This window comes from Pseudomonas sp. B16(2017) (assembly GCF_002113205.1).
In the GTDB taxonomy this organism is placed as follows: domain Bacteria; phylum Pseudomonadota; class Gammaproteobacteria; order Pseudomonadales; family Pseudomonadaceae; genus Aquipseudomonas; species Aquipseudomonas pharyngis.
The window spans coordinates 80671-93174 of the sequence record NZ_NEKA01000012.1 but is presented as its reverse complement, the minus strand read 5'-3'; the positions used below and the strand labels follow the sequence as shown (position 1 = coordinate 93174).

Annotated in this window: 11 protein-coding genes; 4 read left to right on the top strand and 7 right to left on the bottom strand. The window is 56.9% G+C overall.

Annotation, left to right across the window (positions count from 1 at the left end):
- Window positions 1-2: 2 nt before the first annotated feature.
- Window positions 3-1055 carry a DNA cytosine methyltransferase gene (locus CAG25_RS20650; RefSeq protein ID WP_085613147.1) on the bottom strand — a complete coding sequence of 351 codons (1053 nt, stop codon included), beginning with the start codon at window positions 1053-1055 and terminating at the stop codon, window positions 3-5.
- Between the two features lie 207 nt (window positions 1056-1262).
- Here CAG25_RS20650 and dusA point away from each other — a divergent pair, with 207 nt between their 5' ends.
- Entirely contained in the window at window positions 1263-2258 is a 996-nt protein-coding gene (dusA, locus tag CAG25_RS20645; protein WP_085613146.1) for a tRNA dihydrouridine(20/20a) synthase DusA, read from the top strand.
- Between the two features lie 23 nt (window positions 2259-2281).
- Here the strand turns inward: dusA and CAG25_RS20640 are convergent, their stop codons facing one another.
- Window positions 2282-3115, bottom strand: coding sequence for an undecaprenyl-diphosphate phosphatase (locus CAG25_RS20640; RefSeq protein ID WP_085613145.1), 834 nt, complete (start codon window positions 3113-3115; stop codon window positions 2282-2284).
- A 506-nt stretch (window positions 3116-3621) separates the two neighbouring features.
- Here CAG25_RS20640 and CAG25_RS20635 point away from each other — a divergent pair.
- The 3 genes from CAG25_RS20635 to CAG25_RS20625 all read left to right on the top strand — a co-directional run bounded on the left by CAG25_RS20635 (window position 3622) and on the right by CAG25_RS20625 (window position 7088).
- Complete coding sequence (locus CAG25_RS20635) at window positions 3622-4362, top strand: winged helix-turn-helix domain-containing protein (RefSeq protein WP_085613144.1); 741 nt, start codon at window positions 3622-3624, stop codon at window positions 4360-4362.
- Between the two features lie 290 nt (window positions 4363-4652).
- Complete coding sequence (locus CAG25_RS20630) at window positions 4653-5312, top strand: helix-turn-helix domain-containing protein (RefSeq protein ID WP_085613143.1); 660 nt, start codon at window positions 4653-4655, stop codon at window positions 5310-5312.
- A gap of 381 nt (window positions 5313-5693) precedes the next feature.
- The gene (locus CAG25_RS20625) at window positions 5694-7088 is read left to right on the top strand and encodes an undecaprenyl-phosphate glucose phosphotransferase (RefSeq protein WP_064598067.1); all 1395 of its coding nucleotides are present in this window, start codon (window positions 5694-5696) and stop codon (window positions 7086-7088) included.
- Window positions 7089-7450: 362 nt separating this feature from the next.
- On the opposite strand, the gene CAG25_RS20620 is transcribed toward CAG25_RS20625, so the two are convergent.
- From CAG25_RS20620 to CAG25_RS20600, 5 genes are all read right to left on the bottom strand, one after another.
- Window positions 7451-9529 (bottom strand): YjbH domain-containing protein, encoded by a 2079-nt coding sequence (locus CAG25_RS20620; RefSeq protein ID WP_085613142.1) that lies wholly within the window; start codon window positions 9527-9529, stop codon window positions 7451-7453.
- Window positions 9526-10290: a capsule biosynthesis GfcC family protein gene (locus CAG25_RS20615; RefSeq protein WP_085613141.1), complete on the bottom strand. Its 765-nt coding sequence runs from the start codon at window positions 10288-10290 to the stop codon at window positions 9526-9528. Before CAG25_RS20615 ends, CAG25_RS20620 begins: the two co-directional genes overlap by 4 nt.
- Complete coding sequence (locus CAG25_RS20610; protein ID WP_080770671.1) at window positions 10287-10952, bottom strand: YjbF family lipoprotein; 666 nt, start codon at window positions 10950-10952, stop codon at window positions 10287-10289. Before CAG25_RS20610 ends, CAG25_RS20615 begins: the two co-directional genes overlap by 4 nt.
- 11 nt (window positions 10953-10963) lie before the next feature.
- Window positions 10964-12079 carry a polysaccharide biosynthesis/export family protein gene (locus CAG25_RS20605; RefSeq protein WP_172829496.1) on the bottom strand — a complete coding sequence of 372 codons (1116 nt, stop codon included), beginning with the start codon at window positions 12077-12079 and terminating at the stop codon, window positions 10964-10966.
- Between the two features lie 90 nt (window positions 12080-12169).
- Window positions 12170-12406: a hypothetical protein gene (locus CAG25_RS20600; RefSeq protein ID WP_003226528.1), complete on the bottom strand. Its 237-nt coding sequence runs from the start codon at window positions 12404-12406 to the stop codon at window positions 12170-12172.
- Window positions 12407-12504 lie beyond the last annotated feature (98 nt).

The following is a 12504-nucleotide window of genomic DNA, read 5'->3' as shown; positions in this document are numbered from 1 at the left end:
CTTTACAGTACTTGTTCGATTATTGATTGTGCGATCCTTTCAGCAACTGGTGGCGGAACCGCATTTGAAACCTGCTTTACTTGTTGACTCATATTCCCCTCAAGCACGTAACTGAAAGGAAAACCTTGTAACTGAAGAGCCTCATAGATGCTCAAGCGGCGTTTGCCATTGGGATGTACGTGTATCTCTCGATTCCCATAAGCAACCGTTCGACTAGGCTTGCACCAATCTAATTGGATAAAGGAACGCCCGCCTGTTGGCATAACCCCCGTCTCAAACCTCTTCGATTTAGGTCGAGATGTCCAATGATTTTGGTGATAAGGAATCGACTCCGCTACTAACTTACTAGAGAGATAGACGGGCTCAGGGAGATCACTTATTACATCTTTGACAACTTTCGCCTCAAGTGGAGATGGGGCGGGAAATTTAAAATCTTCGATGCCCGCATTTTTACAGATGCCGACAATGAATAATCGACGACGCGCCTGAGCCACTTGATAATTACTAGCATTGAGTTCTTGCTCATAAATATCAAAGTGCTTAGATAACTCCGCACGCAGACCACTCAGAAAGCTCTCATTCTTCCGAGCGCGTATTTCAGGAACATTTTCAAAAACAAAGAACTTCAACCCAAACTTATGATAGAAAGAGTTAACTATGGCAGCATATTTTAAAGCCAACTGATTCCGGGGATCGTCTGCATGACGCCCTACGTTGCCACGCGAAAAACCCTGGCAAGGCGGACCGCCAATTATTCCAGTGATCTGCTGGGTCTCACCGCAACTTTCCGAAACAGAGTCACATAGCTGTTCAACACTGGTATCCAGAAGATCGATAACGCGGCCAAGTTTGCCAGAGTGATTTCTGTTATACGTTTTGATTGCTGCGGAGTCATAATCTGCAGCAAAGCAAACCTCAAATCCCGCATTAATGAAGCCTAAGTCAAGACCTCCTGCCCCACAAAACAGACTAACAACTTTGTGATTATTAGATGAAAGGCTATTGCCTTCAGTCTTATTTTTTTCTATAGCCATTGATGAGACTGAAGCCTTCATTAAAAACCTGCCAAAAAAATTACAGCCTTATACCACAAGACGATATATCCCCTCAAACGACATCGCAAAGAAATGGGGACCGAAGGACTGATGTATTCACCAGCCTCAGCACCTGCCAGCCCACTCTTCCGATGCTCCCAAGCCCCTCCTCCTCCCATTCCTGATAAACTCCCCCACCTCCCAGCCACACCGATTCCGTACCCCCAAATGCCCCCAATCACCGCCACACCCGCCCCACTCTCCCGCCGTTTCTCCGTCGCGCCGATGATGGATTGGACTGACCGCCATTGCCGGTTCTTCCTACGCATCCTGTCGAAAAACGCCCTGCTCTACACCGAGATGGTCACCACCGGCGCTCTGCTCAACGGCGATCACGAGCGTTTCCTCCGTCACAACGAAGCCGAGCACCCGCTGGCGTTGCAGTTGGGCGGTAGTGTTCCGCTGGACCTGGCCGCTTGCGCGCGCATGGCGCAGGAGCACGGTTACGACGAGGTGAATCTGAACGTTGGCTGCCCGAGTGATCGGGTGCAGAACAATATGATCGGTGCGTGCCTGATGGGGCATCCGCAGTTGGTGGCGGATTGTGTGAAGGCGATGCGTGATGCGGTGTCGATTCCGGTGACGGTGAAGCATCGGATCGGGATCAATGGGCGGGACAGTTATGGGGAGCTGTGCGATTTCGTCGGCACGGTGCGGGATGCCGGGTGCACCAGTTTTACGGTGCATGCGCGGATTGCGATTCTGGAGGGGTTGTCGCCGAAGGAGAACCGTGACATTCCGCCATTGCGTTATGACGTGGCGGCGCGGTTGAAGGCGGATTTTCCGGAGCTGGAGTTCATTCTGAACGGCGGGATCAAGACGATGGAGGCCTGCCATGAGCATTTGCAGACCTTTGACGGGGTGATGCTGGGACGGGAGGCGTATCACAATCCTTATCTGCTGGCCGAGGTGGATCAGCAGTTGTTCGGCAGCAGCGCGCCGGTGATCAGCCGGGCCGAGGCGCTGGCGCAGTTGCGGCCTTATATAGCCGAGCATTTGCTGGCCGGCGGCGCGATGCATCACATCACCCGGCATGTGCTGGGCCTGGGCACCGGGTTTCCGGGGGCGCGCAAGTTTCGTCAGTTGTTGTCGGTGGATATCCACAAGGCCAAGGATCCGCTGGCGTTGCTGGATCAGGCGGCGGAATTGCTGGCCGGGCGTTGAGGCCCGGCCTGCGTGGCTGAGGGTCAGGCGGCTGCGGCCGCCGTCCAGTTGACCCAACCAAATTGCCAAGTGGCAAGGATCAGCAAGCCGAAGCCGATCCTATACCAGGCGAAAGTGGCGTAGCTGTGGTTCGCAATGAACTTCAGCAGGCCGCGCACGGCGATCATCGCGAAGATGAACGCTACGACGAAGCCCAGGGCGAAGACCGGCAGGTCGCTGCTCTGGAACAGTTCGCGGTACTTGTAGCCGGAATACACTGCGGCACCGACCATGGTCGGCATCGCCAGGAAGAACGAGAACTCCGTGGCGGCTTTGCGTGAAAGGCCGAACAGCAGACCGCCGATGATGGTGGAACCGGAGCGCGACGTGCCTGGAATCATCGCCAGGCACTGTACGCAACCGATCTTCAGCGCGTCGGCCCACTTCATGTCGTCCACATGGTCGACGCTCACTACATGATCGCGCTGCTCGGCCCATAACATCACGATACCGCCTACGACCAATGCAACGGCAACGGTGATCGGGTTGAACAGGTATTCATGAATCGTGTCGGCGAATAACACGCCGAGAATGACCGCCGGGAAAAAGGCGATCAGCAGATTGCGGGTAAAACGCTGGGCATTGCTTTGGGTCGGCAGGCCTTTGACGATCTCGAAGATCTTCGGGCGAAACTCCCAGACCACGGCCAGAATGGCGCCCAGTTGAATGATGATGTTGAACGCCATGGCGCGTTCACCACCGAACTCCAGCAAGTCGGCAACGATAATCTGGTGGCCCGTACTGGAAATGGGCAGGAACTCGGTCAGGCCTTCTACCGCCCCAAGAATCAGCACCTTGAACAAGGTCAGTAAATCCATTAATCCTCCGTCAGAGCGCTCTTTGCGGGCGCCCTGTTAAATGCATTCAGGCATTGAGTATCTGAAGTAAAACAATTGGCAGATGAACACCCATTGCCCGACTCGGGGACGGAGAATATGTCTTATCAAAAGCCACACTCAAGGCATGTTAATAAACGTCCGTGTGTGAACTTGTCGACGTTATAGCCAAAAGACAGGCCTCCCCATAAAATGTGACCCACCTCACACTGCTCTGATACGTATGCAGTTGAGTGATGGCCAAGGGACATAAAAACAGCTCGCGATAATTACAAAATGGTGGCACCATTCCATATTGCCACCATCTAACAGCCTCAATTCCGTTAGTTCACAGCCCCGAAAAAATCAACTAAAAGCTTGAATCGCTTAATTATTGTTAGAAAACTCGGGAGCCACGTCTAAAATTCGTCCAAATGTTACCAATTGTCAGTCACAGATGAGAACCGGTGCTTTAACATCCCGATGTCAGCACCTTTTCGAGTCAATGCATGATGCTCACAGGTAACTTAGCGACTAGAAGCCCGCGCCGCACAAGCGACGAACCAGGTGTTCTCACCCTGGGTCGTACCCGTGGCGTGGCTGAACACTTTAGCGCGCTAATCGCGAAGCATGTGCAGAGCGGTATGGCTGTTGAAGCCGACGCCTACATTAGTTCATATCAGCACAACGAATATCACGGCCTGTATCGGGCGATCTTCATTATCATCGACAGCCCTCAGGCACTCGAAGATAACCTTGCGCTGGTGCAAAACCTGCGCAACGACAACTTGAAGCCGATTATTTGTGCAGTGATCACAGGTCGCGGCGCCCACAACAAGATCAAGTACTTTCTGGCCGGTGCCGACTTCTGTATCAAACTCAATACCTTGTCCGATGAAAGCGCGGAACTGCTGGGTGAGTTCTTCGACAGCGAAGAATGGCAGCGGGATATCAGCCTGGTGCTGGACCCCACCCGCATCTGCCTCTCGGACACCAGCAAGAAACTCGATATCTCCTTTGCCGAAATGAAGATCCTGCAAGCCTTTGCGCAGACCGGCAATCACATTCTCAGCCACGATGAAATCGCCAGCATCATGGGGCTGAACACCCAATTCTACGACCCTCGGGCGCTGGAAAAATCCATCAGCCGCTTGCGTGGGAAAATCAAGGACGTGTACGGTACGAACGCCATACAGAGCATTCGCGGGTATGGCTATCGTCTGATGAGGGGGTTGATCTCAACCCCTTGATTCAGGGAAACACTCTTTTGCAGCATACGAGGGAACGTCTGATGCAACGCTTCAAACATCCGCTTTCTCATAGTTTTAACCGCGTCACATATCTAATAAAAAGCTGTCAATTGCATGAGCGCTGCAACACTTAAACATAACAATAAACCATTACTCTAACGCAGACCGAGTGGAACTTATCGAGGCCATCTTTGGGCCCAGACCCTGCCTGATCGATTAATTCCGAGGAAAACATTGCTCGCCTGCCATTATTTTTTCGCCAAATTTGGTGTGTACTTTAGGAGAGAGACATGGAAACCAGCACGACCCTCCCAAGAAAATACTTTGTTGTCGTGACTAACAGCTCAGCGTCGCAACGCGAACTCGAGAGCATTCTCTCCAGTGAGCGTTTCAATTCGTTTGGCACGTCTCAGGCACAAATGTTTATTGAAGGTGTTGCTTCGCCCTCTTCCACTCCGATGCTGATGGAGTTCACTTACCCACGCGGCACAAGGAAGCATGTCGCACGTAGCATCGAACATGATACCCAGCGCATATTGGCCACCCTCGAATCGGAATGGCTGGCAGCACAATCGGCGCATTCATTCCACAATTCCACGGCCATGTCCGAAAACCCCGCTGATACTTCCCGAACGATCGAATCCGACGCGCCCTGCACCGAAGCCTGGCATCTGGACAATGATCAGGGTGCATTGACGAAAGAAGGCGTCGAAATCAGTCTCACCGGGCTTGAAACCGCACTGGTCCGCAAGATGCTGCACCATGAAGATCGCGTTGTCAGTCGCGACGATCTGATCCTCAGCATCGGCCGCGAGCCGGAGCAATACCGGGGACTGGAAATGTGCCTGAGCCGTCTTCAAGACAAATTCAAGAACGCCAGCAACGGTGAACGATTGTTTCGTGCCGTGCGCAATCGCGGTTATTGCCTGATCCAGGAAGTTGTTGCCTAAACAACATCCCCCACTACAAGACAAACAGATACAAGTGCGATTACAAAAATAAAAAAGCACTCTGTTTGGTTTCACCCCTCCCTGGTTATACCCGCCTCCTGACCCACCTACGATAGCAAACACAATATTGATTATTCACCCCCTGCCTTTCGACCTTTTCTAACGTTTGCATATTGGAAATTTAAATAAGTTGGCACTGTGCCATCTTGTTAGAACTCGTCAGACAGCATCCCCGGCAATAACTTAGTCTATTGACTGACGACAGTTCCGCATTCCGGCGTTGTTACCTCAGGACACTGACTCAAACAACAATAACAAGTCTGCTTAACAACTCGGTTTTCTACTGTCGAAACCTGAACGGACGTCTTTTGGGGATATCGTATGGATCTTTCTCTTCGTATCAATCGAAACACCGGCCTCAAGGGACTGACCTTTTGGGGCCAATGGGCGCTGGCACAGAGTTTCATTGTTTCCCTGTTGTTCATACTGGCCGAACAGCACACGGGCACCGTCGAGTTCTACTATCGGATGTGCACGATCCTGGCCGTACTGGCCTCGGTGCCGGCTTATACCTTCAGCGGCGCGTATCGAAAGCGAGACAATTACCTGACCGGGCTGGGTCGACTGTTCATGGGCTGGTTCATGACCATGGCCGGGCTGGCGTTCATCGCCTTCATCTGCAAGGCCGATGCGCTGTTCTCCCGCCAGGTCATTCTTGAATGGGCGGTGTACGGTTTCCTCGGTCAGGCGCTGTTGTACGCACCGCTGCATGCGTTCTCGAAGTTCTACCAGCGGTCGCGCAAAAGCGAACACAAGACCCTGATCGTCGGCACCGGCGAACTGGCTCTGGGCCTGGCAAAGAAGTTGAGCCAGCATGAAAACCTGCCGCTGGTTGGTCTGGTCAGCAACGGCGATACCCCGTCGCTGGAAGCGGACGCCCCGCGCGTTGTCGGCGCTCAGGACGAACTGCTTGAGCTGATCCAGAACCACGACATCCGCCGCCTGTACATCACGCTGCCGCTGTCGGAAGCCGCCAAGATCGAGGCGATGTATGTGGACTTGCTGGATGCCAACGTTGACGTGGTCTGGGTGCCGGATCTGAACAGCCTGACGCTGCTTAATCACTCGGTAAAAGTCGTGGACGGTCTGCCGGCGATCTACCTCAACGAAAGCCCGCTGACCAGCCGCCCGACCGCTGCGCTGAGCAAGAGCCTGGTGGAAAAAGCCGTCGCCCTGCTGGCCATCATCCTGTTGAGCCCGGTGCTGCTGGCCGTGGCCCTGGCGGTGAAACTCAACTCGCCGGGCCCGGTGTTCTTCAAGCAGGATCGCCACGGCTGGAACGGCAAGGTGATCAAGGTCTGGAAATTCCGCTCGATGCGCGTTCACGATGACCGTGACGTCAAGCAGGCCAGCCGCAACGATTCGCGCATTACCGCGGTCGGTCGCTTCATCCGTCGCACTTCGCTGGATGAGCTGCCGCAACTGTTCAACGTGCTGCAAGGGCACATGGCACTGGTCGGCCCACGTCCGCACGCCGTGGCGCACAACAACTACTACTCGGGCAAGATCCTCGCCTACATGGCCCGTCACCGAATCAAACCGGGCATCACTGGCCTGGCGCAGATCAGCGGTTGCCGGGGTGAGACAGACACCCTCGACAAGATGGAAAAGCGTGTTGAGATCGACCTGAAGTACATCAATAACTGGTCGCTGTGGCTGGATCTGAAAATTCTGGTGAAGACGCCGTTTACGCTGTTGTCGAAGGATATTTACTGAGACGCAGGGCTTGAGAAGGCAACACCGCAAGGGGACGAAAGTCCCCTTTTTTGTGGGCGGGGTTTGGGGGTTGGCGGAGGGCTCTGCGGCCGAGGAGAGTCTGATGTTTTGATGTCGGCTGAGCGGACGCCTTCGCGGGCAAGCCCGCTCCCACAGGTTTTTAGGTGATGCCGTAATCTTCGCCACTCCTCGAAACTTGTGGGAGCGGGCTTGCCCGCGAAGGCGCCGGATCATTCACCATCAGGTATGAACCTGGAACACACCGACTCCCACAGCAATCATGGCTGGATCAAGATCCCCCTTCACCACAAACAAAAACGGGAGCCATCAGGCTCCCGCTTTTTCTTCCCGCTCTTCCGAACCTACTCGGTAATCTTCCCGAAGTTGCGGTAGAACATGTCCCCTTCACGGCTGTCGGTCATGGAGTGCAGTTGGAAGCTGCGGTTGAGCCGCGCGCCGCCGTCACGGGTCAGCGGTGCCCACACCAGGTTGGCGCGGCGCATGGTCGACATGCTCATCATTTCGTCGAACGGGATCGACAGGTACAGCCCCTTGTCGAAACTACCCTCGCCATACTCGGCGCTGCCGGCGGTGGTGATGGTCGCCCAGGCGCCAAAGCGCACGCCGTTGAAGAACTCGCGGGAGATGTCCACCGTGCCGCCAAAGTCGCCCGCCAGGTAACGCCCGACGCTGACTGCGGCCAGCGTGTCGAATGGCAGGTCGGTGTAGCCGGTGATGTGGCCAGTCCAGACCGAGTAATCCTGCAGGCCGAAACCCTGGTCGAACTCACGCTGACGCACGTAGTTCAGGTCCGCACCGATCGACCAGCGCTTGCCGGTCGGACGAAACAGCACCTCGCCCCCGACCCCGGCGAACATCGATTCCAGATAACCGCCGTAGACCATGCCGTACAAATCCTTGTCCAGTTGCTCGGCGTGGCTGACCTGGAACAGCGGCATGGTGGTGTCCGACGTGGTCAGGTACTGACGCAAGTCGGTGCGCACACGCGGCAGGCCGCTGGGGGCGTCGTAGGTGAATTTGTCGAAGTTGTTGATCAGGTTCTGACTGAGCAGACCGTTCCACCAGGTGTTGCGGTTGAAGCGGTACTCGGCGTCCAGATCCGCCGTGAACTGATAGAGCAAACCATCGGGGCCGCCGACGTTCTGTTTGAAGCCCAGGCCGACGCCGTAATTGAAGTGCTGCGGCGCTTCGGTGTAGAGGGTTTTCTCGTTGCGCGGCATCGCCGGGTTGATCTCGGTGGTGCGGTGCAGCGATTCCAGCGGCTCTTCGTTGTTGATCACTTCGCGGAAGGTCTGCCGGGGCACGCTGGTTTCTTCCAGCGGCAGGTCGTAGCGCTTGTTGACCACGGTAAACCAGTCGATGTCGTCGTTGACGCTGTTGTCGAGAATCCGGCTCGCACGGCCGACGGCCTTGGGCGAATGGAAATAGCGCTGCTGCTCGCCGTACACGATCAGTTCGGAATCGCGCTGGGTGATGCGCTCGACCTTGTAGCCGGCGTTCTGCTGCAAGCGGCGGGATACGTCGGCCCAGTTGACCTCCTCCATCGTCGTGCTCGGCGCCTTCGCCGGCAGCGGTTCGGCCGGTGGGTCGAAGGTCTTGGCCGGGGCCTTGCGACTGACGAAATTGGTGTGGAACGTGATGCCGAACATCGCCGTGTTGCCGCGCTCCCAGGCCGCACTCACATCGACGGAATCGGTCACCTTGAACACCGCGCCAAGGTTGATCGGCGAGTCCTGCTTGATGATGTTGTCCTTGGGCTCGTGCTTGTAGTCGTTGCCTTCGTATTCGAGTTTCAGGCTGAGGCGGTCCCAGGGCGTCTGGTAACTCACGCCGCCGAAAAACGACGGCTTGCCGCGAAAGTACGAGCCGGCGTTGACGTCACCGGTGCCTTCCAGGTCAGGGCGGGTGTTGAAGCGGTCACTGATCGAACCCAACGGGTTGTCGACATCGCCGCGATTACCGATGTAACCCCAGGCGATGCCGGCACTGAAATCAAAGTTGTCATAACGCTTGTTGGCCACGAAGAATTCACTGGCAAACAAACCGGTACCGCCGATGTCTCGAAAGCCCAGCGCCACTTCCGGCGCCCAGTGGCTTTCCTGCCACAGCCGGACCTTGGCGTCGACCGCCTTGTCCTTATAACTCTGGCTGCCGCTCAGCGCTTCGGAACCGTACGGACGGTTGGTGATGGCGGTGTAGCGAAACGAACCTTCCAGCCAGTCGAGCGGCTGCAACGAAACGCTGTATCGGCTGTACGGTTCGGTGCGGTTGGCGTTGACGCTCAACTCACCGGCGGGCGACATGCGCGCGGTCGGGGTCTGCAACAGACCGACGCCGCCGAAGTCATTCTGGGTAATCCGTGGCTCGGCATGCACCAGGCCACACGGCAATAACAACACAGCTGCAAAACGCAAATTCAACGAACCACCTCAGCCAACTGCGTGGCAATCAATTCGGCCAACTGCTGATTCAGTTCAGGGACAGGCGGATCCAGATCATCGTTTTTCACCGGCACCAGAATCTTGCTGCCGGCCACCGGCATCTGTCCGCTCTCGCGGTTCCAGTGGGCGATGCCGACCCGCCGCGATTCGCCGTTGGGCTGGATCAGCCACAGGTAATCGGCATCGGCGTCGGCCTCCAGCAACGTGCAGCCCTGCAGGTATTCGCGGGCCTCCTGCAACGGCTGGTAAGGCAAACGGCACGGCTCGGCGACCGCGCCCAACACTTCGACTTCGTCGACCCGTTTCGGGTAGATCAGTTGATCGCCATCGTCGAGACGGATGTTGCGGGCGAAACCGACTTCCACCGCCACCGGATCGAGATCGGCGATCTGCCGCCCGGTCACCGGCATCTGCCGGACCTGCTCGGCCAGTCGTTGTGCCAGCGCCGCACGACTCGGCTTGTCGAACAGCATCGCCATGCGTTGCAGCACATCCAGATCGAACAGCACGCCGACCTTCAGCCGCGTCTGTTCCTCCAGCAACGATTGACGCAACAGCACACCCGCCAGCCAGTAGCCTTCGGCATTCGGCACGGCCTCGCCGATCACATCGCGCAAACGTCCGCCCGCCGGCAATTCGATCGGGCCCGGGTTGGCGACATCACCGCTGACGATGACCGCGGCCTCGCTGGCACCGGCAAGCAACAACAGGCACGCCGAGAGCGCTCTGAGCCGCTTCACGGGACATGCCTGCGGTCAGGGGTGAGTTGCACGATCCTGACCCGCAACTGCGAAGTCAGTTGCTGTTCACTTTGCACAATGAAACCGTCCACCGGATCGACCCAGTAACGGTTGGTTGCGCGCAGACCGATAGCCGGCGCGTCAATCTGCTCATCGACGCGCAGCACGGAGTATTCCTTGTCGAGAATGTCGAGGGTTTCCAGGGATTTTCGGGAGAAGCGGCTGTTGACGATGATCCCGACTTCCTGGCCCTTGTAGAGATCGATCCAGCGGCGGCTGGTGTAGCCGTCGGTGATGCGATGCAGGCCCTGTTTGAACGGCGAGTCATCGGACAGGCGCGTGCCGTCCAGATCACCCTCCACGCCCAGGCCCACAGTGCGCATGGCCAGGCCGTCGCGCATCAGCAGCACCTGCTTGCCGGAGGCGACCCAGAACTGCAGGTCCTCGCGCTCGCGCACCAGCGCCAACACCCCGGACCCGGACGGCGTGGTCAGTTTGAGTTGGGGATACTTGACCCCCGCGACCTGCTCCGCCGACACGTCCAGTTCATCCGGCCCGATGACGGCGGACTTGAGGTTGTTCAACGAAGCGCTCATCAGCGGATTGCAGCCACTGAGCAACACGGCCGCCATCAGGCACACGCCCACTTTCAACGTTTTCACAGTCGGCGGCCTTATTTGCTGTTGTTACTGTATTCGCTCCAGTTCTTCGCAGCGGAAGCCCCCGTCCCGACAATCGATGCCGACGGCACCAACTGGCTGATCAGGCGGTTCCAGCGAGTCACGTTGGCAGGCCCGACGTAGACCACGTCCTGAGGCCGCACTTCGAAGTGCGAGGCGAGCGCCATGGCGGTCGGCGATTCGGCTTCCAGCTGATAGATTTTCGCCGGCTCCACGTCGAGGTTTTCCACCCCGCGAATCACATACACGGCGTTGCCGTTGGAGGTGGTCTGGCTCAAGCCGCCGACCGAGCCGAGCACGTCGGACAGGTTCATGGTGGCGGTCTTGAAGCTCAGCGCACGGGGTTGGTTGACCTCGCCCATCACGTAGATGCGCTTGTTGTCGTTGTACGGCAGATACAGCTGATCGCCTCCCTTGAGGTAGACGTTCTGCAATTCGGAATCCTGCTGATTGAGAGCGTCGAGATTGAGCGGATAGACCCGCCCGTTGCGCGTCAGCATCAGCCCGGACAAGTCGGCATTGTTGGTATCGACACCAGCCGAACCGAGGGCCTCGACCACGCTCAGCGGGTTGGTCGAAATCGCCTGGGGGCCGGCCTTGGTGACGGCGCCCGAGACCACGACTTTCTGGCTGGCGAAACGCAGCACCGCGACATCCACTTGCGGCTCGGCAATGAACGCCGAGAGGCGTTGCTCGATGTCCGAACGCAGTTGCTGGATGGTTTTGCCGGCGGCCTGGACTTCCTTGATGTACGGGTAATACAAGGTGCCGTCGGAACGCACCAGACGACCGTTGGCGTCGATCTGCTGTTGCGCACCCGAAGGGGCGGTCAGCTCGGGGTGATCCCAGACCGTGATGTACAGCACATCGTTGCTGCCGATGCGGTATTCGGCCGGGGTCGCCAACAACTCCGCCGGCACCGACTCACGTTTGTACGTGGCGCGGTTCATGGCGATGAGCTTGGGGGTGATCGGAATGAGCTCGACCCGGCTGCTTTCGCTGGCGCCCTGGCGCGTGATGCTACTGGTGCTCAGGTACTGGCCGGGGGAGAACATGCAACCTTGCAAAGCGATACTTGCCAACAATAAAAGAGAAAAACGACGGGTCATAATGGCACTACGCTATTCAAGGGCGAATCCAAAAACAAAGTCACCCGACTTTCGTCGGGCGACCCTGTACTGCACCAACAGATACTTCAGTTAGTTGTGCGTGCCGGTTGTACCCGTGGTACCGGTGGTACCCGTTGTACCGCCGTTGGCACTTCCACCACTGTTGGACGCCGCGACAGCACTGGCGACCATGGCAGTACTGGCAGCAGGCGCTGTAGAAGCCGCGACACTGCCAGATACATTGGTCACTGCTGTAAGCGGCGCTTCAGCTGCGGAGGCCCAGTTGCTCAACATCGTCAACAGGGCGATCGCCATCACTTTCTTCATATCAACTCCTTTCTAACATCGCACCTGAACATCGGGTGTTGGTTAGAGGTGGTAGAGTTCAAGTCGCAAAAAGCGCGAACAAGATCCGTTGTTCTTTC

What these genes read in the sequence shown, in the direction of transcription:
- CAG25_RS20625 (WP_064598067.1), top strand. Translation starts at nt 5,694, where the DNA reads ATGGATCTTTCTCTTCGTATCAATCGAAACACCGGCCTCAAGGGACTG.
- CAG25_RS20630 (WP_085613143.1), top strand. Translation starts at nt 4,653, where the DNA reads ATGGAAACCAGCACGACCCTCCCAAGAAAATACTTTGTTGTCGTGACT.
- dusA (WP_085613146.1), top strand. Translation starts at nt 1,263, where the DNA reads ATGCCCCCAATCACCGCCACACCCGCCCCACTCTCCCGCCGTTTCTCC.
- CAG25_RS20640 (WP_085613145.1), bottom strand. Translation starts at nt 3,115, where the DNA reads ATGGATTTACTGACCTTGTTCAAGGTGCTGATTCTTGGGGCGGTAGAA.
- CAG25_RS20600 (WP_003226528.1), bottom strand. Translation starts at nt 12,406, where the DNA reads ATGAAGAAAGTGATGGCGATCGCCCTGTTGACGATGTTGAGCAACTGG.
- CAG25_RS20605 (WP_172829496.1), bottom strand. Translation starts at nt 12,079, where the DNA reads ATGACCCGTCGTTTTTCTCTTTTATTGTTGGCAAGTATCGCTTTGCAA.
- CAG25_RS20650 (WP_085613147.1), bottom strand. Translation starts at nt 1,055, where the DNA reads ATGAAGGCTTCAGTCTCATCAATGGCTATAGAAAAAAATAAGACTGAA.
- CAG25_RS20635 (WP_085613144.1), top strand. Translation starts at nt 3,622, where the DNA reads ATGATGCTCACAGGTAACTTAGCGACTAGAAGCCCGCGCCGCACAAGC.